This is a genomic window from Dickeya parazeae Ech586 (assembly GCF_000025065.1).
Classification (GTDB): Bacteria; Pseudomonadota; Gammaproteobacteria; order Enterobacterales; family Enterobacteriaceae; genus Dickeya; species Dickeya zeae.
Window position 1 is genome coordinate 3,144,733 of sequence record NC_013592.1, and the last position, 25,550, is coordinate 3,170,282.

Annotated in this window: 22 protein-coding genes and 1 tRNA gene; 6 read left to right on the top strand and 17 right to left on the bottom strand. The window is 53.5% G+C overall.

Annotated features, from left to right (window positions below):
- Positions 1-104 precede the first annotated feature (104 nt).
- Positions 105-449, top strand: coding sequence for a hypothetical protein (locus tag DD586_RS13745; protein WP_012885436.1), 345 nt, complete (start codon positions 105-107; stop codon positions 447-449).
- A 144-nt stretch (positions 450-593) separates the two neighbouring features.
- Here the strand turns inward: DD586_RS13745 and DD586_RS13750 are convergent, their stop codons facing one another.
- The 3 genes from DD586_RS13750 to DD586_RS13760 form a co-directional block, all read right to left on the bottom strand.
- The gene (locus DD586_RS13750; RefSeq protein WP_012885437.1) at positions 594-1,223 is read right to left on the bottom strand and encodes a glutathione S-transferase family protein; all 630 of its coding nucleotides are present in this window, start codon (positions 1,221-1,223) and stop codon (positions 594-596) included.
- A 38-nt stretch (positions 1,224-1,261) separates the two neighbouring features.
- Entirely contained in the window at positions 1,262-1,939 is a 678-nt protein-coding gene (locus DD586_RS13755; protein ID WP_012885438.1) for a type 1 glutamine amidotransferase domain-containing protein, read from the bottom strand.
- A 120-nt stretch (positions 1,940-2,059) separates the two neighbouring features.
- Positions 2,060-3,484 (bottom strand): coniferyl aldehyde dehydrogenase, encoded by a 1,425-nt coding sequence (locus DD586_RS13760; RefSeq protein ID WP_012885439.1) that lies wholly within the window; start codon positions 3,482-3,484, stop codon positions 2,060-2,062.
- Positions 3,485-3,675: 191 nt separating this feature from the next.
- On the opposite strand from DD586_RS13760, the gene DD586_RS13765 reads away from it, so the two are divergent.
- Complete coding sequence (locus tag DD586_RS13765) at positions 3,676-4,569, top strand: LysR family transcriptional regulator (RefSeq protein WP_012885440.1); 894 nt, start codon at positions 3,676-3,678, stop codon at positions 4,567-4,569.
- 65 nt (positions 4,570-4,634) lie between these two features.
- On the opposite strand, the gene DD586_RS13770 is transcribed toward DD586_RS13765, so the two are convergent.
- The 6 genes from DD586_RS13770 to prmB form a co-directional block, all read right to left on the bottom strand.
- Positions 4,635-4,913 (bottom strand): YfcL family protein, encoded by a 279-nt coding sequence (locus DD586_RS13770; protein WP_012885441.1) that lies wholly within the window; start codon positions 4,911-4,913, stop codon positions 4,635-4,637.
- A 35-nt stretch (positions 4,914-4,948) separates the two neighbouring features.
- Positions 4,949-5,512, bottom strand: a complete 564-nt coding sequence (locus DD586_RS13775; RefSeq protein ID WP_012885442.1) for an elongation factor P hydroxylase — start codon at positions 5,510-5,512, stop codon at positions 4,949-4,951.
- On the bottom strand, positions 5,512-6,312 hold the full coding sequence (locus DD586_RS13780; RefSeq protein ID WP_012885443.1) for a sulfite exporter TauE/SafE family protein: 801 nt from the start codon (positions 6,310-6,312) through the stop codon (positions 5,512-5,514). The genes DD586_RS13775 and DD586_RS13780 overlap by 1 nt, the downstream gene beginning before the upstream one ends.
- A gap of 3 nt (positions 6,313-6,315) precedes the next feature.
- Complete coding sequence (gene mepA / locus DD586_RS13785; RefSeq protein WP_012885444.1) at positions 6,316-7,146, bottom strand: penicillin-insensitive murein endopeptidase; 831 nt, start codon at positions 7,144-7,146, stop codon at positions 6,316-6,318.
- A gap of 84 nt (positions 7,147-7,230) precedes the next feature.
- A complete protein-coding gene (gene aroC / locus DD586_RS13790; protein ID WP_012885445.1) occupies positions 7,231-8,316 on the bottom strand; it encodes a chorismate synthase in 1,086 nt (361 codons plus the stop codon).
- 74 nt (positions 8,317-8,390) lie between these two features.
- The gene (gene prmB / locus DD586_RS13795) at positions 8,391-9,323 is read right to left on the bottom strand and encodes a 50S ribosomal protein L3 N(5)-glutamine methyltransferase (protein ID WP_012885446.1); all 933 of its coding nucleotides are present in this window, start codon (positions 9,321-9,323) and stop codon (positions 8,391-8,393) included.
- A gap of 261 nt (positions 9,324-9,584) precedes the next feature.
- On the opposite strand from prmB, the gene smrB reads away from it, so the two are divergent.
- Positions 9,585-10,127: an endonuclease SmrB gene (gene smrB, locus DD586_RS13800; protein WP_012885447.1), complete on the top strand. Its 543-nt coding sequence runs from the start codon at positions 9,585-9,587 to the stop codon at positions 10,125-10,127.
- A gap of 77 nt (positions 10,128-10,204) precedes the next feature.
- Here the strand turns inward: smrB and sixA are convergent, their stop codons facing one another.
- The 4 genes from sixA to DD586_RS13820 form a co-directional block, all read right to left on the bottom strand.
- Positions 10,205-10,705 (bottom strand): phosphohistidine phosphatase SixA, encoded by a 501-nt coding sequence (gene sixA / locus DD586_RS13805; RefSeq protein WP_012885448.1) that lies wholly within the window; start codon positions 10,703-10,705, stop codon positions 10,205-10,207.
- 953 nt (positions 10,706-11,658) lie between these two features.
- Positions 11,659-13,851, bottom strand: coding sequence for a fatty acid oxidation complex subunit alpha FadJ (gene fadJ, locus DD586_RS13810; protein ID WP_012885450.1), 2,193 nt, complete (start codon positions 13,849-13,851; stop codon positions 11,659-11,661).
- Positions 13,848-15,161 carry an acetyl-CoA C-acyltransferase FadI gene (gene fadI, locus DD586_RS13815; protein ID WP_041165005.1) on the bottom strand — a complete coding sequence of 438 codons (1,314 nt, stop codon included), beginning with the start codon at positions 15,159-15,161 and terminating at the stop codon, positions 13,848-13,850. The genes fadJ and fadI overlap by 4 nt, the downstream gene beginning before the upstream one ends.
- 367 nt (positions 15,162-15,528) lie before the next feature.
- Complete coding sequence (locus tag DD586_RS13820; protein ID WP_012885452.1) at positions 15,529-15,825, bottom strand: YfcZ/YiiS family protein; 297 nt, start codon at positions 15,823-15,825, stop codon at positions 15,529-15,531.
- Positions 15,826-16,206: 381 nt separating this feature from the next.
- Between DD586_RS13820 and fadL the strand changes: the two genes are divergently transcribed.
- The gene (fadL, locus tag DD586_RS13825) at positions 16,207-17,472 is read left to right on the top strand and encodes a long-chain fatty acid transporter FadL (protein WP_012885453.1); all 1,266 of its coding nucleotides are present in this window, start codon (positions 16,207-16,209) and stop codon (positions 17,470-17,472) included.
- Between the two features lie 74 nt (positions 17,473-17,546).
- On the opposite strand, the gene mqo is transcribed toward fadL, so the two are convergent.
- Together mqo and mlaA are read right to left on the bottom strand one after the other, a co-directional pair.
- Positions 17,547-19,118, bottom strand: coding sequence for a malate dehydrogenase (quinone) (gene mqo, locus DD586_RS13830; protein ID WP_012885454.1), 1,572 nt, complete (start codon positions 19,116-19,118; stop codon positions 17,547-17,549).
- A 413-nt stretch (positions 19,119-19,531) separates the two neighbouring features.
- Positions 19,532-20,293 carry a phospholipid-binding lipoprotein MlaA gene (gene mlaA, locus DD586_RS13835; RefSeq protein ID WP_012885455.1) on the bottom strand — a complete coding sequence of 254 codons (762 nt, stop codon included), beginning with the start codon at positions 20,291-20,293 and terminating at the stop codon, positions 19,532-19,534.
- A 503-nt stretch (positions 20,294-20,796) separates the two neighbouring features.
- Here mlaA and DD586_RS13840 point away from each other — a divergent pair.
- Positions 20,797-20,871: transfer RNA gene (locus DD586_RS13840), tRNA-Arg, on the top strand.
- A 101-nt stretch (positions 20,872-20,972) separates the two neighbouring features.
- On the opposite strand, the gene DD586_RS13845 is transcribed toward DD586_RS13840, so the two are convergent.
- The gene (locus DD586_RS13845; RefSeq protein ID WP_012885456.1) at positions 20,973-21,764 is read right to left on the bottom strand and encodes an NPP1 family protein; all 792 of its coding nucleotides are present in this window, start codon (positions 21,762-21,764) and stop codon (positions 20,973-20,975) included.
- A 621-nt stretch (positions 21,765-22,385) separates the two neighbouring features.
- Between DD586_RS13845 and DD586_RS13850 the strand changes: the two genes are divergently transcribed.
- Positions 22,386-23,192 (top strand): 5'-nucleotidase, lipoprotein e(P4) family, encoded by an 807-nt coding sequence (locus DD586_RS13850; protein ID WP_012885457.1) that lies wholly within the window; start codon positions 22,386-22,388, stop codon positions 23,190-23,192.
- 152 nt (positions 23,193-23,344) lie between these two features.
- Here the strand turns inward: DD586_RS13850 and DD586_RS13855 are convergent, their stop codons facing one another.
- Positions 23,345-25,201, bottom strand: a complete 1,857-nt coding sequence (locus DD586_RS13855) for an Svx/AvrXca family virulence/avirulence protein (RefSeq protein ID WP_012885458.1) — start codon at positions 25,199-25,201, stop codon at positions 23,345-23,347.
- Positions 25,202-25,550 lie beyond the last annotated feature (349 nt).

A 25,550-nucleotide genomic window follows, 5' to 3' on the forward strand; every position in this document is an offset into this window, starting at 1 on the left:
TAACGGTTAAGTGCGCGGAGGTTAATACACCGGCCAGAGGCAAGATGGCGAGAAAATTGCTTATTGGGATAAGGTTCTATAACACAATAAGGAAAACAACCATTATGCATTGCGACAAAGACAATATGCACTGCGACGAACACGACAGGGAAAACCGGGACAACCATGCATTACTGGTTGATGAATTTGAACAGCTCACGACCTTGCTGGCGCAATTGCTCAACAGCGATTACCGATCATTCGAGAGTTATCTCAACAATTGCCGCCACGTGAGCTTACGGCAGATTGCGATCAGCAAAATGCTCACTAAACCGACATTCGAGCATTATTTGCAGCGGCACGATGCCGCGCTCTATTACAACATCAACAGTATTGGTATTGCGTTACGGCTGTTTGAAAACCTGCTCATCAATATCCGAACATTGTCTGAGGTGGAACGCTTTTACTAGATGGAGCAGAACGTCATCTATAAGCGCTATCACCACGAAGAACCGTCAGCCATCAGCATTATCAGGCCGACGGTTTTCCAGGGAGCCCTACTCACTTAGCGCATCGTCGACGGGAGACCCTGACAGCCTCCCGGCGATGGCACGTTATGCCGGGGTGGAATCCAGATGTTTTGCCCGCTGCCAGCCAGGTGTGTCGGCAAGACGCGTCACATAACGGGCAATATGGGGATACTGCTGCCCCAAATTAAACCGCTCGATGACCAATTGCACCACGAACCCCAGCATAAAGTCTGCCCCAGTCAGGCGCTGCCCGACAATAAACTCGCGTGAAGCAAGGTAGTCGTCCAGATAAGAAAATACTTTTCTGAATTCCGTGTCAGCATAGTCATCCAGAAAATGCAGTGTCTGACCGCTTTTCTTCTCAAACTGGTTAAAGACTTTCAGTAACACCGGCAGCATGGCGGAGCTTTCCGCAAAATGGATCCATTGCAGATAGTCGACATAGCTCGCGTCCTGTTCGTCAGGTGCCAGATGTGTCGCGTATCGACGAATGATGTACTCAACAATCGCCCCTGACTCGGCAACCACCTTGCCATCAATCTCAACCACCGGTGATTTGCCCAGCGGATGAATCGCCTTCAGTTCTTCCGGTGCCAGTTGCGTCTGCGGATTACGTTGATAGCGGATCAACTCATAAGGAAGCTGCGCCTCTTCAAGCAACCAGAGGATACGCATAGAACGCGATTCATTCAGATGATGTAGCTTTATGACCATGTTGCCGGTTTCCTTTTTAGCTAATTACGTTTAGCCAATTAAGCCAGTTGTTTTAACAATGCGTGGGCGACCGCTTCCGAGCTGGCCGGGTTCTGACCGGTGACCAACTTACCGTCTTCCACCAGATAGGGGTGCCAGTCAGGGCCTTTGCTATATTCGCCGCCCAGTTTTTTAAACTCATCTTCAATTAAGAACGGAACCACATCGGTTAATTCCACCGCGGCTTCTTCCGAATTGGTAAACCCGGTTACCCGACGGCCTTTGATCAGCGGTTCACCATTGGCGGCTTTAACATGGCGCAATACGCCAGGCGCATGACACACGAAGCCGATAGGTTTCCCCGCCCGTTCAAACGCTTCAATAAGCGCAATCGAGGTGGCTGACTCGGCCAGATCCCACAACGGACCATGTCCACCCGGATAAAATACCGTGTCGAAATCTTCCATACCGACGCTGTCGAGTGTTACCGTCGACGCCAGTGCCTGCTGAGCCGCGGGGTCAGCTTTGAAACGATGGGTCAGTTCGGTTTGAAAGTCCGGCAAATCACTTTTCGGATCCAGCGGCGGTTGCCCACCCGCGGGCGATGCCAGTACAATTTCGGCACCGGCGTCTTTAAACACATAGTAAGGCGCAGCAAACTCTTCGAGCCAGAAACCGGTTTTTTTACCGGTATTTCCCAGTTGGTCGTGGGATGTTAATACCATCAATACTTTCATTGTCATTCTCCTCACATCACCCTTCACTTGCCGGGCGCGTTTACATTAAACGTTAAATACAGTAAGCGTTAAAAAACATTGATCGTTCAAATGCATGAACCGTTTAAATACATGAACCGTTCAGAATTGGCCCTTCAGAAACGCTTCAAGCTGAGACAATTTATCGCTGTAGGGTGCCCGTAGGCGCAGACTAGATGTCCCCTCTTCATTCTGGACCACAATCGGCTTGTCGTGGCTAAAACGGCGAAAACCGTGAATACCGTGGTACGCCCCCATACCGGAAGCCCCAACGCCACCAAACGGCAGCGCGTCGATACTGGCATGCGTCATGACATCGTTAATCACCAGTGCGCCGGAGGTGGTACGCTCTGCGAATGTGGCTTGCCGATCAGCCTGTTGACCAAAGTAATACGCCGCTAACGGACGAGGATGGGCATTGATATACGCTATCGCCTCCTCCTGCGACGCACAGGTGCGTATCGGCAGCAGCGGTCCGAAAATTTCTTCCTGCATGATGTGCATATCATCGGTAGCATTCAGTACCAGATGTGGCGCGATTTTGCGCGACGCGGCATCCGTGTCCGGTTCACCCGACGGCGCGAGGCTCACCAGTGTCGCCCCCTTGCTTGCCGCATCAGCTAACAGCGCGATCAGGCGTTCATAGTGCCGCGACGAGATGATGGCGGTATAGTCCGGGTTGTGTTGAAGCGTCGGAAATGCCTGCGTCATAAACGCTTTGCTGGCATGAACAAAGGCGTCAACCTGCGCGTCCTGCAACAGGACATAATCCGGAGACAGGCAAATCTGCCCGGCATTGAAGGTCTTCACTGTCAGGGTACGCTGCGCGGCCAGACTGATATCGGCGTCATGGTCGATAACCACTGGCGATTTGCCCCCCAGTTCCAGCGTCACCGGCACCAGATTTTCTGCGGCAGCACGCATAACATGACGCCCAACAGCAGAACTGCCGGTAAAGACCAGGTGATCAAACGGCAGGCTACTGAACGCCGCGCCGATAGCGGCATCTCCCAGCACCACTTCCAGTTCCAGTGGGTCAAAGTAGCGTGCGATAAGCTCAGCCAGCAGTTCGGATGTGGCGGGTGTTAGCTCGGACGGCTTGAGCATAGCGGTGTTACCGGCGGCAAAGACACCAGCCAGCGGACCAAACGCCAGATTGATGGGAAAATTCCACGGACTGATCACCCCAACAACGCCCAGTGGCTGATGCTGTATCCAACTTTGCATCCCCGGCATCGGGCTGTCGACAAACTCCGGTTGCATCCACTGCGCAACGTGCTCTGCGGAATGATCCAGCGTTTTTACCGTTGTCGCCATATCCGCCACCAGCGACTGATAGCGGCTGCGATGACCAAAATCCGCACTCATCGCCTTGCTGAGCGATTCATAATTCTCCCGGATCAGTTGGGCGCTGCGTACCAACCGGTCACGACGCAACGCCGCATCGGCAGGCCCATTGGCGATATGGGCATTCTTCATGGTCTGCAGTATCGCTTTTAAGTCGTTGCTTGTTTGTACTAATGACACCGTAGTCGCTCCTTAAAAATGGGATGCCGTCTTTTTCGCCCTGCCGCTGGTATAAATTTTCTTTGCTCTTCGCAAGGCGATTTTCTGACAAAAGACAGTTATGCTTTGATAGAGCGCACTTTACTGATGTTAACGTGCTGTGACCAACTAGCATATTTAGGTATAGGTATAAAAAATTTTATGGATAATCTATGTCTCTCGTTCGGCTAAGAACCTTTATTGAGGTATACCGACAGCGTTCCATTAGTGGTGCCGCCCGCACGCTGAACCTGACACAGCCTGCGGTATCGCAGCACATTGCCGGTCTGGAAGCATCGCTGGGGCATCCGTTGTTTGCGCGCCAAACGCGCGGGGTCGTCCCGACTTCGGTTGCTGACGAACTGGCAGCGGATATTGGCGACCGGCTGGATGAGGCGGAAAACGCACTGGCGTCGGCAAAGGCGCGTTCGCTGGAACTGGCTGGGGCGCTACAAATTATTGGTCATGCGGATTTTCTGGCCGAAGTCGTGGCTAAACAGCTGTTGCCGTTGCTGGAGGTGGGGGTACGCATCCGAATGCAAACCGGAGATTATGACGTGATTACCCAAAGCCTTATCGAAGGGTATTGCGACCTAGGGATCTCAGCGGCCCCGGCAAATGACGGGCGCTTAAAAAGCGAACTGATGCTGACCGATGAAATCATGGCGGTCGCCGCACCGCAGGTGGTCAAACGCCTGGTGAATACGCCGGATACCCTGGCGGCCATGCAAACCGAGCCGGTACTGGCCTACAGCCTGACACTGCCGCTTATCGATAACTGGTTTGCTGCTAATCGGGTACAGGCACCCGCCATTCTTCCGGCTATGGTCGGGCAGGACTTACGGGCGCTGTGCAGTTTATTGTGCCAGGGGTTTGGCTGGAGCGCGCTCCCGGCTTACCTCTGCACACCGTATATCGAGCGAGGAGAGCTGGCTGAAATTCCCGCGCCGGTGGCACGGGCCAGCAGAAGTTACTATTTACTCTGGCAACCGAGTGCGCTGCGTCAGCCACGTGTCGCCCATGCCCGGCAGGCGTTACTGTTTCGGTTAAGGCAAAAGCACGGCTAATCGACACAGCGTAAAAACGCGTTGGCAGGCCGAAACAGGCGTCGCCCATGTCGGCCTGAGCGGTATTAAGGCAGTTGCGCCTGCTGGTAAAGCGCTTCCCACACCTGGGCGACCAGCGCCTGATCAGGCGGCGACAACTCACCGTTTTTAATCGCCTGGTCCAGGCTTTCCTGAACCCGTGCATGTAGCGCCTGTGCTGTCTGTTCGTCATGCGCTTCGACTTGCGCCACCGCCAGCGTCAGGTGACCACGCAGGTAACCGCTGGCAAACAGCTCATCATCACTGCCGTGCTCCACCAGATTGTCAATCAGCGTCAGGATGCGCGCCTCGAATTCTGCGATCATTCATAGTCCTTAATTATTGGAGTCGTTGCCGAACATCACAGATCGGCTGGATAAGGAAAGTCCGCCGCGGTTTGCGGCGCGGTGTGGTAATAGTCCTGCAACGCCTCGATAAAACGCGCAGGCCGACTGGGTACGCCCTGTTGCAGATAGACCATCACTTGTGCGTGTACCCGGCGCTGAAAGGCGATACGGTCTGGGTCGACATCGCCACTGAGGTTGTCGCAGCTAACATTAAACGGGAACCCGGCCGCGACGCAAAACATCCATTCCAGCGCCTGTGGTTTGATTTCCACCACTTCGAACTGGCTCTGCGTCTCGGCATCACGCCCATCCGGGCAGTACCAGTAACCAAAATCCACCAATTTGCGCCGTTCTTCACCGGCAATACACCAGTGCGAAATTTCGTGCATCGCGCTGGCATAAAACCCATGCGCAAACACAATGCGGTGATACGGCGCCTGTTCGTCGGCCGGCAGGTAGATGGGCTCGTCATCGCCTTTCACCAGACGGGTATTGTATTGCTCACTAAAACACCGGTTGAAAATAGTGATCAACTGCTCGTAATGGTGAGTACTTTCAGTATCAGTCAACATCGTCATCAAAATAGCTGTCCCAGCCAGCGAGCAATCTCGCTGCCGTGGTTGTCGTGAATCAATTTAATACTCATCAGGGCGGACATGACAACCAACATCGGGCGAATCAGTTTTTGCCCTTTGGTGAGCACCATTCTGGCACCCAGACGAGCACCGATAATTTGCCCCACCAGCATCACCAGACCCACGCCCCACACCACCTGACCGCCCAACATGAAAAACAGCAGGCTGCCAAAATTGGAGGTGAAGTTGAGTACTTTGGCGTGCGCGGTGGCTTTGGCCAGATTGAACCCCAGCAGGGTGACATAGGCCAACGCGTAAAACGACCCGGCCCCCGGACCAAAGAAGCCGTCGTAAAACCCGACGCAGGCTCCACCTAACAGGGAGAACGGCAGCAATGACAGACGGGCATGCCGATCTTCGCCACCGACTTTCGGCATCAGCAAAAAATAGAGCCCGATGCCAATCACCAGCACCGGCAGCAATTTACGCAGGAAGTCAGCATGAATCTGCTGAATAAGCCAGGCACCGAATACCGCGCCCAGAAACGTCAGCGGCACAGTCAACCTGAGTATTTTCATATCCACCGCTTTGCGGCGCATGAAATACAGGCTGGCGGAAAACGATCCGCCCACCGCCTGTAATTTATTGGTCGCCAGTACCTGTGCCGGGGATAGCCCCGCCGCCAGCAACACCGGAATAGACAACAACCCACCGCCACCGGCGATTGAATCGACAAAGCCGGCAATCACGCTGGCCAAAAACAACAAGGCCAGAATATCTGGCCCGACAACAAACCATTCCATGAATTAGTCCGCAATCAAATGACGATCAAGTAATGCCTGACAGGATGGCGGTAACGGCGGCGGTGTTGTTTTCACCGGCGCTTGTGTACCCGGTTGACGCGGCTGGAACCAACTGTTCAGTTCGGCACCGCACCCATCGCCCGCTGGCGGTGCGTCCTGCTCCTGACACTCCAGACTTTCCGGCGGACAACGCAGGCGCACATGCATATGGGCACGATGGGCAAACCACGGTCGCACCTTGTGCAACCAGTTGCGATCGCTACCCGCTTCCAGACACAGTTGCTTTTTGATAGCCGGGTTCACAAAAATACGCGTGACGTCGTTATCCTGCGCCGCGGTTTTCACCAGTTTCAGTACATCTGGCGACCAGACGCGCGGGTTGACGTTTTTACCATCCGCCAGGACCAGGTCCAGCGGTTGTGGTTGCAACAGTTGTTGCTGGCTCCAGCGCTGGCGGGGCAGCTGTAACCAGATATCCACATCCAGACCTGACTGATGACTGGCATGGCCGCTGCTAAAACGCCCACCAGCTGGCATCCCCATATCACCGATCAACACCGTACCACCGGTGGTGCGATGGACCGTGGCGCTAAGCCGATGGATGAACGCCAGCAGGTCTGGGTGACCAAAATAGCGCCGTTGATCAGCACGCATCACCTGATAATCAGGCGACTGCAACGCCAGCGGCTGTGCCCCAACGATGCAGCCATTGGCAAACGCGCCGATAGCCTGAGGCTGGCCTGCCACCGGATGCGTTATTTCCTGCCACGGTGTTTTCGCCAGCACGGCGCTGCAAAACAGCAGCGCAGCCATCCCAATCCAGTTTGTTTTCATTCTATTGCCGTCATTCGATCTATTGTCGTCATTCGATCTATTTTTGTCGTTCGTTATCGCCTGCGAGAACGGTGTACGACCGCCTTACCAGCGCGGTACCTGACAGATCACATCGGCACACTGCGCCCGTTGGCGCAACAGGTGATCCATCAACACGATCGCCATCATCGCTTCGGCAATCGGTACCGCACGGATGCCCACGCAAGGGTCGTGTCGACCACGGGTGATCATTTCCGTGGCTTCACCGTCGCGGGTAATGGTGCGACCCGGCACAGTAATGCTGGATGTCGGTTTCAACGCCAGATGCGCGCTAATGGTTTGGCCGCTACTGATACCGCCAAGAATGCCGCCGGCATGGTTGCTCTGAAAACCGTCCGGGGTGATTTCATCACGGTTTTCACTGCCGCGACGGTTGACCACGGCAAAGCCGTCGCCAATCTCCACACCTTTAACTGCATTGATGCTCATCAGCGCATGGGCGAGATCGGCATCAAGACGGTCAAACACTGGCTCACCCAGTCCCGGCGGGACGGACTCAGCCACCACCGTCACCTTCGCGCCGATAGAATCACCGTCTTTTTTCAGTGCACGCATCAGCTCGTCCAGCGCCTCCAGCTTATCTGGATCCGGACAGAAAAACGGGTTCTGCTCTACCTGCTCCCAGTCTTTCAGTTCGCACACCACATCGCCCATCTGCGCCAGATAGCCACGGATCGCCACGCCATACTGTTGTTGCAGGTATTTCTTGGCGATAGCCCCAGCAGCCACACGCATCGCCGTTTCACGGGCAGAAGAACGGCCACCACCACGGTAATCGCGGATACCGTATTTCTGCTCATAGGTGTAATCGGCATGACCCGGACGGAATACGTCCTTAATGGCGCTATAATCCTGCGAACGCTGATCGGTATTTTCAATCAGCAATCCGATACTGGTGCCCGTCGTCACCCCTTCAAACACCCCAGACAGAATGCGAACCTGATCCGGCTCACGGCGCTGGGTGGTATAACGGGACGTCCCCGGACGACGACGGTCCAGGTCGTGCTGCAAATCGGCCTCGGTTAACGGAATACCCGGCGGTACGCCATCCACCACACATCCCAACGCAATACCGTGGGATTCACCAAAGGTGGTGACACGGAAAAACTGACCAATACTGTTTCCTGCCATCACGGCTCCTTAGCATTGAAAAAACATCAAGACGGCAGACGGGAACACACCGCGCGCGCCGTCCTGCAGAATAATTAATCCCGGTAAGCGCTGAAATGCGCCTGACAATCCAGCAATTGAGAGCGGGTCAGCATGAACACGCCATCACCGCCATTGTCGAACTCCAGCCAGGTGAACGGAATGTCTGGATACTGATCCATCAGATGCACCATGCTATTGCCGACTTCGCAAATCAGCACCCCGTCTTCAGCCAGGTAGTCCGGCGCGCACGCCATAATCCGACGCACCAGTGTCAGGCCGTCGCTGCCTGCCGCCAGCCCCAGTTCCGGCTCAAAGCGGTACTCCTGTGGCAGGTCGGCCATGTCTTCTTCATCGACATACGGCGGGTTGGTCACAATCAGATCATAGTGAATCGCAGGCAGCTCGCGGAACAGATCAGAGCGAATCGGCGTCACGTTATATTCCATACCGTGCTGCTGAATATTCTGCTCGGTGACGGCCAGTGCATCGGCGGAAATATCCACCGCGTCCACTTCCGCCTCAGGGAAAGCCTGCGCACAGGCAATGGCGATACACCCGCTACCGGTACACAAATCGAGAATATGGCGCGGGGCAGTCGGCAACAGCGAGACGAAGCGCTGGTTAATCAGCTCGCCAATCGGTGAACGGGGGACTAACACGCGCTCATCAACGTAAAACTCCAGTCCGCAGAACCAGGCTTTATTCGTCAGATACGCCACCGGAATACGCTCGTTGACGCGGCGAATCACGCGCTCAACGATACGATGACGCTCGCTGGAGGTCAGCCGGGCGTGGTACATGTCTTCGGGAATATCGACCGGCAGAAACAACGAGGGCAGCACCAACTGTAACGCTTCATCCCAGGGATTATCGGTACCGTGGCCATAGTAGACATTGGCGGCATTAAACCGGCTCACCGCCCAGCGCAGCATATCCTGAATGGTATGCAAATCGTTGACCGCCTCATCGACGAAAATTTTGTCCAAGTTTGTTCTCCGCAAACGACTGTTTCTGTGATCGCATGTTTCTGTGATAGCGATAGTTTGCCATGAAGACGGCGACAAATCAGCAGATATCACCGCCAGACGGCGCGGGCCGGGGAAACAGTCGGGGGAATGGACAAGGAATGATAAGGTTTTGTTTAGCCACCGACACGGAACAGGTAGACTACATTGATACCGTATTTCTATACCGATACCGTATTTCTATTCTGAAACAGAACGGCGACGAGACAGAGTAACGCACTAATGAAAAAAAAATTCATGCTTGATGACGAGGAACAGGCGCTTTTCCGCACGTCGGTAGCGGGTGCCACCCGGTTGCGTCAGGATACCTATGTCCACCGTCCGGTTCGTCATAAACCCGGCGTACTGCCGCCCCGGCGAATGATTCAGGAACAGGTGGACGCCAGTTTCTATTTTTCGGATGAATTTCAACCGCAACTGGAAAACGACGGGCCAACACGTTATATCCGTCCCGGTGCCAGCCATTATGAGTTGAAGAAATTGCGCCGCGGAGATTACTCACCGGAGCTGTTTCTGGATTTACACGGACTGACGCAACTGGAGGCCAAACAGGAGCTAGGGGCGTTGTTGGCCGCCTGTCAGCGCGAACATGTTTACTGTGCCTGCGTGATGCACGGTCATGGTAAACATATTCTCAAACAACAAACGCCGCTGTGGCTGGCACAGCACCCGGATGTGCTGGCATTCCATCAGGCACCGAAAGAATTTGGCGGTGATGCCGCCTTGCTGGTACTGGTGGCACAAGAAAGCGCTGACGATGAATAACCACTGATCGTCGACGCATCTTGTCAGCTATAGCCACCTTCACCCCGATGCAGCTCACCGCTCGGGGCATTGACGATTCAGAGTTTGGCTGCTTTGGCTGCTTTAGCGGCTAACTGAGAAGGGGAAACCTGCCAGTGATAAACGCCGGTTCCAGATGCATCATCCAGTTCGACGCAGGCAATGGCCGAGGTGGCAAACATGGGCGCATTCTCAGCCGGGCACAACCCAGCGACCAGATACCCCACCAGCGGCAGATGAGATATTACCAGCACGGCGCTGGTGCCTTCTTTTGCCAGCGCCAGCAGGTAGTCACACACTAATTCGGCATTACCGCCCGGTGTCAATTCCGGCAGGCATTCACTTTCTTCCGGTAATGGCATGATTTCTGCTACTACCTGTAACGTCTGTTGAGCCCGCACATAGGGACTCACCAGTACCCGCTCAATGTCAATCGCCTGATCGTTAAGCCAGGCTGCCATCTGACGCGATTCTTCATCTCCCCGACGGCTTAACGGCCGGAGTGCATCACTGGCAGCGTCAGGTACGGCATCACCATGACGCATGATCAAAACTTGCATATTACACCGCTATATTAATGAAAAAAGGGCAATAAATCCCTGGGGATAGCTGTAGATTAACTGAATCGGCACAACGCCGTTTTGCGACAGGTCACAGCCTGGTGTCGGATACCACCCTCGTCTTGCTGATGGTGTTTTGACCGACGCAAAGCGCATTTTTTTACCCCAATTGTCAGGGAATCGCAACCAATCCCCTGCGTGGAGCACCGCCATCACCATGCCACCCTCCCATTAGGTTAGCGTCGACACCGCCAACATCCCGTATTTTCAGGCAATTAACCTTGCTTTTATCAGGGGAAAATCAGTATAGCTGCATCATAATATGCTACCCGTCATCAATTCCCTCTCAGTTAGCGGAATTTTAAACTGTAATATAATTTTTATTCAGATAAAAAAATTATCAATCCTGATAATACAGAACAAACCGACACAGGTTTTATTTTTATGACACTTTTACACTTTTTCATCTTATTAACATGGGAAACGCTGGAAAAAAGACGCAGCCTCACTCATAGTAAACACAGGCAGCACTGGCAACGAATACAACATATTTAAATAGTTCAGCGCGGTATTATGCCCAGCACTCAGGGAATCGTTATTCAGGGTAACGGAAGACTATAAAGCACCCAATTAAAAACACTATTTTTCAAAAAGATAAAATAGAAACCCTCAAAAAATTCGTCTTTATATTTAATGCGTTTATTAATTAAAGGCCTTAACCAAAAATTAAATTCAGCGAAGGCCTTTCTCGTCATAAAATAATGATATTTTTTAAACAAGATCGGGTCGAGTCATTCAAAAAACCTGTTTCTAATACATTACCGTCTTTATTCATCCTATCGGGGGAAGAATAAACAAGGTAACGCAAAGTGGGGCAGACTCTGCCTTTACCCTGTGGTGCCTATACCAAAACGGCAAGTAAATTAGCCCTAACGGAACAGGTTCTTAAGTTCTTAACTCATCGTGTCATCGGTAAAACCGGACTGTTCAGACTGCCGCCGGAGCAGCCCTTCAGCAGGGGCAAACCGATCGCCGTACTGCTTTTGCAATGACCGCAGCGTACCGACCACCGTCGTGATACCCAATTGATTCATATAATGAAACGGCCCGCCCAGAAACGGTGGAAACCCAATCCCCATTACTGCGCCGATGTCCCCCTCCCCTGGGCGACGAATCACCCCTTCATCCAGACAACGTACCGCTTCATTGAGCATCATCATGACGCAGCGCTGCGCCATCAACGCCGGGTCCAGATGCGCGGTTGGCGTGACATCCAGCAAGCGATAGATACGGCTATCAGAGACTTTATGCTGTCGACGCCATCGGTTGCACAACCGCTCATATCGAGACAGATCGTAGCGATAAAAACCCCGCCCGTTCTTACGCCCTTTGCGGTTATCCCTGGCTATCGCCTCCAGTGCCGGAGGCGCGCAGAATCGATCTCCCAGTTCGGCGACCAGCACGGGTACAATTTTCATCGCCACATCAATCCCCACTTCATCCAGCAAGGTAAACGGGCCGACAGGAAAACCAAAACGTACCAGCGCCCGGTCAATCGACTCTACCGGTTCCCCTTCCAGCAGGCAGCGGGCCGCTTCATTCAGGTAAGGTGCCAGAATGCGATTGACGTAAAACCCGGCTTTATCCGCCACAACAATCGCCGTTCTGCCCTGCTTTCTCGCCAACGCCACCGTAGTGGCTAACGTCACCTCATCGGTTCCGGCATGGGGAATGACCTCAACCAGCGGCATCTTATCCACTGGGCTAAAGTAGTGCAGGCCGATCACCTGCGCTGGACGGCTGGCACCCGCGGCAATCTGATGAATGGGTAACGATGACGTATTGGTGGCAAACACGGTATGGGGTGGCGTGACTGCCTCGATTTCCCGAACCATCTGCTGTTTGAGCGCGATATCCTCAAATACCGCTTCCACCACCACATCAACATGCTCAAACCCCCGATAATCGGTGCCACCGGAGAGCAGGCTCATCTGTCGCCGCTGTTCTGCTGGTGTCATACGCCGACGGGCCACCTGCTTGTTTAGCCGTTGCCAACTACTGTGTAACGCCTGGGTGATCCCCTGCTCTTGAATATCCTTAATCCTTACCGGCAACTGACCATTCAGCGCCGTCACACTGGCGATACCGCCCCCCATTAGCCCGCCGCCCAGCACGCCGACACGGCGTAATGGGCCGGGTGCTACCGGCGCACCAAAATCTTTTTTCAATGCTGTGGTGGTAAAAAACAACCGCCGCAATGCCACGGATTCCGGTGACATCACCAATTGCCCGAAAGCGCGGGCCTCCGCCTGATAACCGGCCTGACGCCCCTGTTCCAGACCACAGCGCACTACCTCAATGATGCGCGTCGCCGCCGGATAGTTGCCCTGGGTTTTTGCCAGCGTCTGTCGCCGCACCCGCTCGAACAGCCAACGGCGAACATACGGCAGCATCAGTAACCGGTGTCGCCAGCCGGGTGAGGTCACCTGCCGTTTACCTCGACGAATAAAACCTAGCGCCGCCTCCAGCAAGACGGCTGGCGCCACCACTTCATCAACCAGCCCGATACGCCGTGCCTGCGCAGCCCGCAGTTGTCGCCCGGTAAGTATTAACTCCAATGCACGATCTACGCCTATCAGTCGTGGAAGGCGTTGAGTACCGCCAGCCCCCGGTAATAGCCCCAGTTGCACCTCCGGTAATCCGAGGCGGGTGCTGTCATCGGCGGTACAGAGCCGATAGTCGCAAGCCAGCGCCAGTTCCAGACCACCACCCAGACAGGTACCGTGAATAGCCGCCACCACCGGGAACGGCAGATGAGCGATCGCCTCCAGCGTGTGCTGGCCGGTTTCGGCTAGCTTCTGCGCGCTGGCTACATCGGCACAGGCATCCAACATGCCGATATCCGCGCCCGCAATAAACGACGCGGGTTTTCCTGACAGGATAATGAGCCCCTGCAAGCCGTTGTACTGCCGGGCTTGTGACAGCACGGCTTGCATCTGCTCAGCAAACTCCGCTTTCAGGGTATTCACTTTTTCACCGGGGACATCCACGGTAATAACCCCGATGTGGTCAGGGCGAAATGTCAGTTGGAAAGCGGCGTGGGTGCCGCGCTCATCCGTTTGATCCATCCCTAACTGCTCCGTCATTGCGCCACCTCCACCACCATCGCAGCTCCCAGACCACCCGCCGCACAGGCGGTCACCAAGCCTAACCCACCGCCCCGTCGACGCAATTCATGCAACGTTTGGGTGATCATTCGTGCGCCGGTTGCCGCAAACGGATGCCCATAAGCAATCGAACCACCGCGGACATTAAAACGCGCCTCATCCACTTCCCCTAACGGTGTGCTACGACCAAGTTTGTCGCGGGCGAATGCCGCACTGGCGAACAGGTGAAGATTGGCCAGCGTTTGAGCGGCAAAGGCTTCATGCATGTCAATCAGCGTCAGGTCATCAAGCCGGATGCCTGCCCTGTCAAGAGCCAGTGGCGTGGCGTACGCAGGCCCGGCCAACATGTCTTGCTGTACCGGAATCGCGCTAAAGGCATAACTGCGCAGGTAACCGAGCGGGGTCAAGCGCAGTTCGCTGGCCCGGGATTCGCTCATCAGCAACACCGCCGCGGCGCCATCGGTCAACGGCGAACTGTTAGCCGCGGTCACACTACCGTAGCGACGGTCAAAGGCGGGGTTAAGGCGGGAATACTGTTCTGGCGCGCTGTCACGCCGAATGGCGTTGTCTTCGCTGATGGCCTGCTTATACGGCGGCACCCAGGCCGTCATCACTTCATCACGTAACACACCGTCAGCCCAGGCCTGTGCCGCCCGTTGATGGGAACGGTGAGCGAACGCGTCCTGCACGTCGCGACTGATACGGTAGTCTTTCGCCATCTGTTCAGCGGTATCCCCCATTCGCAAGCCGGTGGAATACTCCGCGACGGCCGGTGCTACCGGCAGTAAATCCCGGGGGCGCAATCGGGCCAGCAACGCCAGCCGCTGGCTGAGTGTTTTGGCACGCGACAGAGACACCAGGGTGTGCGCCAGCGCTTTGCTAACGCCAATCGGCAGCACCGATGCTGAGTCCGCGCCACCAGCAATACCGATGCCGATAGTGCCAGCCAGAATACTTTCCGCCACGTTAGCCACCGCCTGAAAACTGGTCGCGCAGGCGCGGGAAACACTGTAAGCATCAGTATGCACACTCATGCCGCTGCCCAGCACAATTTCACGCGCAATATTGGGGGCTTCAGGCATCTGAATCACCTGTCCGAAGACCAGTTGATCCACCTGTTCTGGTTCAACACCGCTACGCAGCAGTAACTCATTAACCACCAGCTTCCCCAACTCCAGCGCCGGAACGCCATGGTATACCGTCGCCTGCCGGGCAAACGGGGTTCTCAATCCACTGACAATCGCAATCCGATCGCCGCGCCGGGTGAGCAACGGCGTGACTTCGCGCATAACCATGAGGTTCATCCCTTTTCAGAGGTCGAGGAGGTTTGAAATCATTGTTAACCTGAAGATTACATTATGCAAACAAGCCGATACCAAACAGCGAACCCCGCCACGCTTCCCGGTACGCCGATACAGTAGATATAGCGATACGACAGGGCATAACCAGACGAAAAACGACACGGCACAAGACAGCAAAAACGCAGAAATGAAAATGGCAGGAATGACAGAAATAATGACGAGATGATAGCGAAGAAATACCGCCTCGCTCCGTGTCAGACACAAAACGAGGCAGAGTGCGCGGGAATCCCGACCCGTTCTGGGCCGCTGTTAGCGCAGGTTAGATCCCGCGCAGGGCTGTTGGCACAGCGGAGAATTAACGCAGACCCAGTTGGAAAATCAGCGTTTCCGCCTGGCAACTGAAGGTGAAATCCATATCCAGTTTGACCCCTGTGTCCACCTCAGACAGGCGGGCATCAATCACGCAAGGTTCAGATTCAACTGAACGGGCTTTTTCCGTTAATTGTGTCTGCATCTGCTCTGCATCGCTACGGCTGGTAAAAATGTGGCTGTAAGACGCCGTGCAGTCGGTGTTATCCATTACGGTTCCCACATCCACACAGCAACAGGCGGCGGTTTCTTCTGCGCTACATTTGTTAATCGCGTTTGTCATGGCAAAACTCCTCTGCGGTGACAGGCGCTTCCTCAAGCGGAAGCGGGCCATCAATGTAATCTGGCTCTCATTTTACTCACACGGACGGCCTATCACTAGCACTTACCAACTAAAGGGGCATTGCGTGACACAGATCACGCATTAGCGTTATTTTTCAATGAAATAAGCTAAAAATCCTAAACACAACCATAACATTTGTTAACCAGATCCAAATTCTTGAATCATTTTTGCAACATACATGGAACTTTAAGAAAACATTTCATAGTGTTAATTCTATATTTTTCGTAACTGGTCTGATTTGTCAGCCCAGTAAGCCCCCCTACAATGCGCGTCCCTTGTTACACGCTAACAAAAATAGCCAATATCAGTGAGGTTTCGGTCATGAGCCAGAAAGTCCTGTTAAAGAAAACATCACTTGCTGTGGCGCTGGCGCTCATGGCATCCAATGCAACCGCAGCGGGTTTCCAGTTGAATGAATTCTCTTCATCGGGTCTCGGGCGTGCTTTCTCCGGTGAAAGTGCCATTGCAGATAACGCCAGCTCCGGCAGCCGCAACCCAGCCACGATGACGATGTTTGATCGCCCGTCGTTTTCTGGCGGTGTCACCTATATTGACCCAGACATCAACCTGCACGGCACCAGCAGCAGCGGCCGTGACGCCAGCGCCGATAACATCGCGCCCAACGCCTGGGTACCTAACCTGCATTTCATCATGCCGCTGAACGATCAGTGGGCGGTAGGTGCTTTTGCCACCACCAACTTCGGTCTGGCGACCGAATTCAGTGATAATTACAGTGCTGGTTCCATTGCGGGCAAAACCGACCTGAAAACGACCAACCTGAACCTGAGCGCCGCCTATCGCCTCAACCAGCATTTCAGCTTTGGTCTGGGTGTTAACGCCGTATACGCCGATGCCAAAATTGTGCGTAATGCCGGTGAAATCGGCCCGGCGCTGCGCGTGAACCCAACCGCTGAGATAACACATCTGGACGGTAAAGAATGGGGTTATGGCTGGAACGCCGGTCTCTTGTACGAGCTGGATAAAAATAACCGTTTTGGCCTGAGCTACCGTTCCAAAGTTGATATCGACTTTAACGGTTCGTTCCGAAGTGACCTGGCAGCGCCACGCGGCACCAGCGGTACCACCATCCCCGGTAAGCTGACGCTCAACCTGCCGGAAATGTGGGAATTCTCCGCGTACCACCGTGTGGCACCGCAATGGGCCGTTCACTACAGCTTGGCCTACACCAGCTGGAGCGCATTCCAGGAACTGCGCGCTACCGGCAGCAACGGCCAGCAGTTGTTCCAAAAAGACGAGAGCTTCCACGACGCCTACCGTATCGCGTTGGGAACAACCTACTACTACGACAACAACTGGACTTTCCGTGCAGGTATCGCGTTTGACGATAGCCCGGTTCCGGCTGACAAACGCACTATCTCCATTCCGGATCAGGATCGTCTGTGGCTGAGCGCCGGTACCACTTACGCCTTCAATAAAGACGCGTCGGTCGATGTGGGTGTGTCTTACATGCATGGCCAGAAAGTGACTATCCACGAGCCGGGCATTTCCCAGAGCGTGCCTTCCTACACCTTTACCTCTAAAGGGCAGGCGTGGTTGTACGGTGTGAACTTTAACTACAGCTTCTGACACCGTCTGTGTGCGTAAAAAAGGCCGCGATTGCGGCCTTTTGCTTTCCTGCATAGCGATGACTGATGCGGTGATTACTCCGGTTTCACTTCCATGTAATCCAGCTTCAGCGTACTGCTGGTGTAACGGCGAATCGTATTCGTCAGCTCGATGTTGCCTTCCAGTTTCTGGCCGTAAGACGGGATGATTTCTTTTAGCTTCGTCTGCCATTGTGGCGTGGCGACTTTATCTTTAAACACCGTTTGCAACAGGCTCAGCATGATAGGCGCGGCGGTGGATGCACCCGGCGAAGCCCCCAGCAGTGCGGCAATGGTTCCGTCTTTGTCGCTGACAATCTCGGTACCCAGTTTGAGTACGCCGCCTTGCTCTTTGTCTTTTTTGATGACCTGAACACGCTGCCCCGCTACCGCCAGGCGCCAGTCAGACGGTTTGGCCTGCGGAAAATACTCTTTCAGCGCGGCAAAACGGTCATCATCATTCATCATCAGCTGCCCGATCAGGTATTTCACCAGGTCGAAATTATCGATCCCCACATCCATCATCGGTATCACATTGGAGGTGTTCATTGACGAGATAAGATCCCACAATGAGCCGTTTTTCAGGAACTTGCTGGAAAAAGTTGCAAACGGGCCAAACAGCAGCACCGGTTTACCATCAAAGATACGAGTATCCAGATGAGGAACTGACATCGGTGGCGCGCCAACCGACGCCTTACCATACACCTTGGCAAGATGGCGTTTTACGATATCCGGATTATCCGTCACCAAAAACTCACCACCGACCGGAAAGCCGCCGTAGTTATTCGCTTCCGGAATACCGGATTTCTGCAACAATTGCAGTGCCGCACCGCCCGCGCCGATAAACACAAACTTCGCGTTAATCGCGCTTTCTTTCCCACCGTTTTTCAGGTCAGCGACCACAACGCGCCAGGTTTTATCCGGGTTACGTTTGATATCACGCACTTCATTGTTCAGTTTCAGGTTGAAAGTCGAATGCTGTTGCAACCCATTCACCAACTGGCGGGTTACTTCGCCGTAGTTGACATCGGTACCAATCGGCATGCGGGTAGCGGCAACTTTCTGCTGTGAGTCTCGCCCTTCCATCACCAGTGGAATCCACTGTTTTATCTGTTCCGGATTATCCGAGAACGCCATGCCGCGGAATAAGGTGCTGTGCTGCAACGCCTGATAGCGTTTGTGCAGATAATTGACGTTCTCGTCCCCCCACACGAAGCTCATGTGCGGTACGCTGTTGATGAACGACGACGGGTCTTTCATCACATCATGGGAAATTTGATAAGACCAGAACTGGCGGGAAACCTCGAACGCTTCGCTGATTTCAACCGCTTTGCTGATATCAATCGAGCCATCGGCTTTTTCCGGCGTGTAGTTCAGTTCCATAAATGCCGAGTGGCCGGTGCCAGCGTTATTCCAGCCGTTGGAACTCTCTTGCGCGACGTTGTCCAGCCGCTCAACCATACTGATGGTCCAGTTCGGCTCCAGAGCCTGTAAATATGTCCCCAGTGTGGCACTCATGACTCCGCCGCCAATCAGCACCACATCCACAGCGTGCTGTTCCTCCGCCATGGCAGGCTGTGCCAGCCCTATTGTGCCCAGACACAAGGTGGTAACCAGTAACTTTTTCATATTTATGTCCCGTTATGTCAGTGTGTCATCCCTGCAGGTGAACAAGGGTGATTCCCGATTAGCGAGATAACGATACAAAAGCGATGAGCCATGGGGGAAACAGTGGCAAACCGTGGTAGTCAAACCTGCCTTTATGATGTCGATACGACATAAAGCCGGATGACGACAGACGGAGATAAAAACAGGTTACGCAACATGCGGATTGCCTGCCCAGGACAGCTGAATCGTTACCTTTCCTAACCGTCTGTTATTATTGTTACATAAACGATAAAAATGAATTTATGTAATTAAATAAACGATTAACAATAAAATAACGCTTCACAAACAACCAATTGGCTGTAACAGAAGGGGTTTGACGGGAAAATTAGTTACAAAAGGCACCCGCAGGTGCCTGTATAACACTACAACAAGGCTTATTTATTTGAATCAATTTCGTCCAGACTGCCTTCAATCGCCTTAGCATTCGGGTTGACCACCGGAACGGATTTACCGCCGTTCGCCAGGAAATCATGGCGCTGGAAGTAAGCATCACGCACCATCAGGTATGGATCAGACGAATTACGCAGCAACCCGTCGGAATCCAGCAGGCTGGCTCGGGTTTCCAACCCTTCCACCACCCATTTACCCGCCGACATCCAGAACGTGAGGTAACTCAATGGTGGATAGAGCGTATCCACGACACCCCCACCGTCTTCACGTAATGTCGCACTGCCATACCCCGGTAACACCAGATAAGGCCCGTAGCCCACATGGTAATAACCCAAGGTACTGCCGAAACGATGTGGTTCTTCTTTCGCCAGCTTCGGATTCGCCATCGAAGCCACATCAATCAGGCCACCCATACCCAGTAAGGTATTGAGGAAGAAACGGTTAAGGTGAATCATCGCCTGATAGGGTTTCCCCTCAGCGAAATAGTTCACCATCGTGGCAGGTTCAGACAGGTTGACAAAGAAATTGGTTAGCCCGTTACGTGCAGGCTGTGGCATGTAGTCACGCCAGACTACCGCAGCCGGACGAACGACATAGGGATCCAACACATTGTAGTTGAACCCGAACATGGTACGGTTGAATCCTTCCAGCGGATCCGAACGTTGCTCCGGCGCTGAGGTTTTAGAGCTGGCACAGCCGGCAAGCACCACACTCGCCAGTACCACACCACCCAGACGAAAATTCATAACGTATCTCCCTGCTGAACTTTCATGCGGTCCGCACGACCTGCCACTGGGCCGTCAGCGCACAAGGCCACATGTTATCATTTTAATACACCGGGCTTTGGTTTGCCCGTGCCGCCCTGTCGCGGCATATCGGAAAATGGCAATCGCCTGATCGCAACACCAGACGTGACGCAGCTCTCATCAATGCTTCGGAATTGTCCGGTTCTTACCTGGTACGATGAACAAAGACGCTCATCGGTTCGCCACCGTCGCCGACGCGATGGTCAACCGTAGCAGAGTGCAGATCCTGCGTTAGCCGCCCGCAAAATTCCAGCACCCATTGTGCGATCGCAACCGAATTCAGTGACTTGCTATACAGTCATCCCCGTATCAGGGCGATTCGGATAACGGAAGATAGCATGATTAAGACCGGTATACCGCTCAAAACTGGTGGCAGATTGAGCAAACGCACCGGCAAGTGCTTATGAAGACTGCTAAATCAGGTATAATGCGACGCCAACGCGGTCCCCGTAGTTAAATGGATATAACGAGCCCCTCCTAAGGGCTAGTTACAGGTTCGATTCCTGTCGGGGACGCCATCGACCCGCCTAACACCTTCTCAAAAAGTCTAAAAATCCTTTAAAAACAAACACAAATCATAAAAATGACGTTAGCCGGACTGTCAGGCCCGGCCGGTACATTATTTAGCGCTGTCCACGCTGGCTTGCGTGAAGCTCGGGTAATCACCCGGTTTGCCCGCGTTCAGGTTAGACAGAAAATTGCTGTCCTTCATCGGAATATCTGCCGAGCCATAATCGAACGAATTCATCTTATTACGCATGTCCTGATTGCTGACGCCATCACCATGCACGGCATACCAGCTGATAATATCCGGCGTGACAAAGGTGTTATAAGGGTTTTCCGCCTGCTCGCCTGATTTGGCAAAACGAAATGCGTGGGTCAGCGCGCCATCTTTGTGATAGACAAACTTCAGGTGGCCATTTTGCTTATCCAGGCTGGAGGCGGCAGCCGTCGTCAGCTTGCCGTGGGCGCTGTAGCTACCATGCGTTACCGTGCCGTTTTTGGTCCAGACTGCCGCATATTCCCAGTCATTCCGGTGGCCGCTTTTGACGCCCGCCACAATCTGATCTTTCAGGAAATAGAGCGCATAAAAATGGCCACAGTAGCGGTTACCGCTGCTATTAACGCAGGCGTATCGATGTAGCGTATTGGATTTATCGAGAAACGTCGTCCAGCGGCAACCACCTGTCAGGCTACCGGTCGGATTGAGGCCACCATTTTGCTGACCGCTACGACTGATTCCGGCACTGGGCAAGCAGCCATCGCTATCGAAATCAAATACCGGCGCAATCGACGCCGCGTTAACACCGGAAGGCAATGCCTGATCCAGTTTGTCGAAATCATCAGCATGCGCTGTAAATACGGCCCAGAGAGGGAGAGTTGCCAGAATCACTTTCTTCTTTAAAAACATAGTATCTCCTGTTTCTATTTTGCTTAGGCGTCATGCCCATTCGTGTTTTTAAAAATAAAGATAGGGATTACGGTTAACGCGTAATCCTTTAATCAGCAAATCGTTATTCAGTAAAACCATAATAAGAAAAACCATCAGCTATCTATTTCAGCCCTATGACAAAAACAGATAAGAAAACGGTCTTCCGGCAATTATCATAGCTATCTTTCAGCCAGCAACCAACGATTACCCGGAGAAACAAACTTATATTACCTCTTTAATATTCATTTTCTTTTCTGTTTTAAAATAAATAAAACCGAGATAACCCTCTCCTATTAATTATTCACACTTAATTCGCTGTTATTTTTCTTATTATTATCGTCCTTTGTTTTTCACTGCATTTCTTTTATCGCCTGATGAGACAGGTTCTTCACTCCCCTGCCCCCTCACATCGTGGTGGCGCATTCTGAAGCCCGTCTTCGTCCACATACAGATTCGTGACAGCACTTAAAAAAGTACGTACAAATAAAACCGGCGTATTTACTCTCTGATACATTGCTGTTTCGATACGTTGATGCACGTACTCCATGACTTCGGCGCGGTGCACTTACCCTGCCTGGCCCAAACAAGAAAGGAAAACACATGAAAAAGCTGACTTTCAGCGCAGGTGCTCTGATGGTAATGCTGGCGTTAACCGGTTGCAGCACACCGTCACAACAAGCCCAGACGACGCTCTCTAACCAGTCGGTGCTGGCTCTGAACTGGTTCCAGCAGTCGGGTGAATATCAGGCATTGTGTTATCAGGCATTCAACTCGGCTCGCGTGGCATTCGATGCCGCTCCCGTGACTGCCGGTAAGAAAAAAGTTGTTGTGGTTGACCTGGATGAAACCATGCTGGATAACAGCGCCTACAGCGGCTGGCAGGCCAAAGAACACCAGCCTTTTAGTCCGACAAGCTGGAGCCGCTGGTCACATGCCCGTCAGGCTCTGGCAGTACCCGGCGCGGTGGAATTTGCGCGGTATGTCAATAGCCATGGCGGGCAGGTGTTTTATGTCTCGAACCGGCTGGAAAGCGAAGCCACGGATACCCGCGAGAACATGCTAAAACTTGGTTTCCCGGACGTGAACAGCCAGACACTGTGGCTGAGCAAAGGGAGCAGCAATAAACAAGCCCGCTTTGATGAAATCAGCGCGAAAGGCAACCAGATCGTGCTGTATGTCGGCGATAACCTCAATGATTTCGGCGCAGCAACGTACCACAAGCTGAACGATGAACGCCGTGCGTTTGTCAGTGCAAACCGGGCGAAATTCGGCACACAGTTCATCGTATTGCCTAACCCGCTTTACGGCGACTGGGAAAGCGGCCTTAGCAGCAACTATAACGCGCTGACACCAGAACAAAAGTTACAGGTACGCAGCCAACAAATGCGTGTCTGGAACGGTCAGTAATCCGGATTACAGCGCATTGGTCAACAACAACGGGGCGTCTGCCCCGTTGTTTATTCACCCGAGTCGACAAACACTCACGTCGACAAACACTCACATCGACAACCACGGATGTTATCGACTCACCGATCACATACCGCGATTCCGTCTGCGGCTTATTTGGCGTAAGCCGGGCGTTCGGTCACTTCAGGTACCGCGTCGCTCAGGCTGGCACCGGCCTGATTGTCCCGCACCTCATTGTCATCAATGAAGCCGTAGAACACCCCTTGAGAGACAGAAACCCCACGAATTTCCGCATCACCGCGCAGTTGCGCTGAGCCGGACACCACCACGCCACGCTCAAACGCCCCCGGTCCTTTGAACACGGTATTCACCTGCGCATTGTCTTTGATGACCGTATCGCCCTGCACGACGGTGAGGCCACCCACACGCGCATTGCCCGAGACCGTGCCGCTTAACACCGTCGCATGATCTTCGATACGGGCATAATCCAGCACCTTGCCACCAATCACGCGGGCATACGGCCCGACATACGCAGTCGATGCCACTTGCGCACCATTCGCCACCCAACCACCGCCGTTACTATGGCGACGGCCCTTGGCAGTCGGTGTCGGCGCGTTTGGCTGTGAGCCTTCCGCCCAAGCGTTAGTCAGGTCCACCGTCCACGGATAGCGGTACAACGAGTAATACGCCTGATCCCAGGTGATCTGATGCATTTGCGACGGTGTCCCCATCACCACCAGATACAGCCCTTTATCATTGGATTTCACCGCAAAGTTACTGATTTGAGCTGAAGCGCCACGTTGCAGCGCGCTGTAACGGCTCTTACCGGCGGAGTCGATCGCCACCAGGCCCCAACGCCAATCGGAATCCGGCTGGGTGAACGAAACCGGATCGTTCTTTAAGCCTGGCAGGCGGTTAACCGCCGGTGCACTTTGCACCACGCCCTGAAACGACACCGTTACCTTGGTGGCACCGCTATCCGGGATCAGGCGAACGATGTTGTAACCCCAGCGTTGCGGTGCCTGATCAAACGGGACGGCAAATCGTCTGGCACCAGAAGCACTGACCGACTCCAGCGCCGTCGTTCGCAACAACTGGTCGGCGTTATCCTGAGATGGCGTCAACGCACCATATCCACCGTAAGTCCGGCGATAGAAACTACCACGATCGTAACCGTCAGGATCGGTATAGTCCCAGTTGACGTTGTGCATCGCCCAGTCGCCGAAGAAATCGTTCAGTTCGGATTGGCTCCAGCCCATATTGCTCTTCAGCACACTGAACGGGTCGGTCGTGTTTTGCTCGGCACTACCCGCCTTCGGCGCTTTAGCCCAGATGTCGTTCACTGCGCTGTAGCCATAGCGGTTCTTTAGGTGTTCCATGAACTGCCAGTTACAGTAACGATCGCGGGTCGACCCCAGATACAGGTGCGGATAGTTCACCAGCATATCGGAGCAATGTGCGGAAGTGCCGCGGTATTCATCCAACTGATGCGACATCCAGTTCGCGTGGGATTCCCAGATCCAGCCGACAAAGTTTTGATTACCGTAAGACTGGAAGCTGCCGGTCTGCCCTTGCAACGCATGGGTGAATTCATGCGCCAGCCCCCAATGGTCAAGCAGTGCGTCGGGGCCGATCCAAACCCCCATCGTGCCGCCATCCGCAACACCGCCGGTCAGACCAAAGGACGGATCGATATGAATATTCGCCTTGTACTTGGTGGTGGCGTTGCAATACGGCTGCGGGAATTTGATCTGGTTGATGAACTTATCCCAAATCAACTCCAGTTGCTTACCGGCGGCAACGACGTCGGCCTGTTTAACCTGATTACTGTTCCAGCGAAACGCGAAGTGTTCGGTTTGATACTGCACTGCGGGCATATCGCTGACGTTACTGACTCGCCAGTTGCCTGCCACACAGGTTTCATCGGCATAAGCGGCGTTCGCCGCCAATAAGCTACCTGCAACAAACAAGCAGCGCCCCAGAGAAATATGCTTTTTTATCTGCGACATAAGTCCGTTTTCCGAGCATGATAATGAATAAGTACGCCTTCTCACGATCCAATGAAAAGGAAAGCAAGCCTCCTGACATCGGACGTCAAAGGCAGCCTTAAGGCCTTCATGACCTGTTTGGTATAAATAAAGAATGTTGCCGCTCGCAACGGAACGACACATTAACTTTATTACACTTATTATGCTTTCGATACACAGTGATGAATCATGATTAACAAAACATGACATAGCCGCTGTGTGTTTTACTTTGAAAAAACGATGAACATGTCTGACACCAAAAAATCAGCATGGTTAACTGATCATTTTCACCCCAGGCAATCATTAAGAGATATTAACCATCCCACTAAAG

Coding starts and splice junctions, on each gene's coding strand:
- DD586_RS13845 (WP_012885456.1), bottom strand. CDS start 21,764: ATGTTTTTAAAGAAGAAAGTGATTCTGGCAACTCTCCCTCTCTGGGCC.
- DD586_RS13780 (WP_012885443.1), bottom strand. CDS start 6,312: ATGGAATGGTTTGTTGTCGGGCCAGATATTCTGGCCTTGTTGTTTTTG.
- fadL (WP_012885453.1), top strand. CDS start 16,207: ATGAGCCAGAAAGTCCTGTTAAAGAAAACATCACTTGCTGTGGCGCTG.
- DD586_RS13775 (WP_012885442.1), bottom strand. CDS start 5,512: ATGACGATGTTGACTGATACTGAAAGTACTCACCATTACGAGCAGTTG.
- DD586_RS13765 (WP_012885440.1), top strand. CDS start 3,676: ATGTCTCTCGTTCGGCTAAGAACCTTTATTGAGGTATACCGACAGCGT.
- DD586_RS13850 (WP_012885457.1), top strand. CDS start 22,386: ATGAAAAAGCTGACTTTCAGCGCAGGTGCTCTGATGGTAATGCTGGCG.
- fadJ (WP_012885450.1), bottom strand. CDS start 13,851: ATGACGGAGCAGTTAGGGATGGATCAAACGGATGAGCGCGGCACCCAC.
- DD586_RS13770 (WP_012885441.1), bottom strand. CDS start 4,913: ATGATCGCAGAATTCGAGGCGCGCATCCTGACGCTGATTGACAATCTG.
- sixA (WP_012885448.1), bottom strand. CDS start 10,705: ATGCAAGTTTTGATCATGCGTCATGGTGATGCCGTACCTGACGCTGCC.
- fadI (WP_041165005.1), bottom strand. CDS start 15,161: ATGCGCGAAGTCACGCCGTTGCTCACCCGGCGCGGCGATCGGATTGCG.
- DD586_RS13755 (WP_012885438.1), bottom strand. CDS start 1,939: ATGAAAGTATTGATGGTATTAACATCCCACGACCAACTGGGAAATACC.
- DD586_RS13820 (WP_012885452.1), bottom strand. CDS start 15,825: ATGACAAACGCGATTAACAAATGTAGCGCAGAAGAAACCGCCGCCTGT.
- mepA (WP_012885444.1), bottom strand. CDS start 7,146: ATGAAAACAAACTGGATTGGGATGGCTGCGCTGCTGTTTTGCAGCGCC.
- smrB (WP_012885447.1), top strand. CDS start 9,585: ATGAAAAAAAAATTCATGCTTGATGACGAGGAACAGGCGCTTTTCCGC.
- aroC (WP_012885445.1), bottom strand. CDS start 8,316: ATGGCAGGAAACAGTATTGGTCAGTTTTTCCGTGTCACCACCTTTGGT.
- DD586_RS13745 (WP_012885436.1), top strand. CDS start 105: ATGCATTGCGACAAAGACAATATGCACTGCGACGAACACGACAGGGAA.
- mqo (WP_012885454.1), bottom strand. CDS start 19,118: ATGAAAAAGTTACTGGTTACCACCTTGTGTCTGGGCACAATAGGGCTG.
- DD586_RS13855 (WP_012885458.1), bottom strand. CDS start 25,201: ATGTCGCAGATAAAAAAGCATATTTCTCTGGGGCGCTGCTTGTTTGTT.
- mlaA (WP_012885455.1), bottom strand. CDS start 20,293: ATGAATTTTCGTCTGGGTGGTGTGGTACTGGCGAGTGTGGTGCTTGCC.
- DD586_RS13750 (WP_012885437.1), bottom strand. CDS start 1,223: ATGGTCATAAAGCTACATCATCTGAATGAATCGCGTTCTATGCGTATC.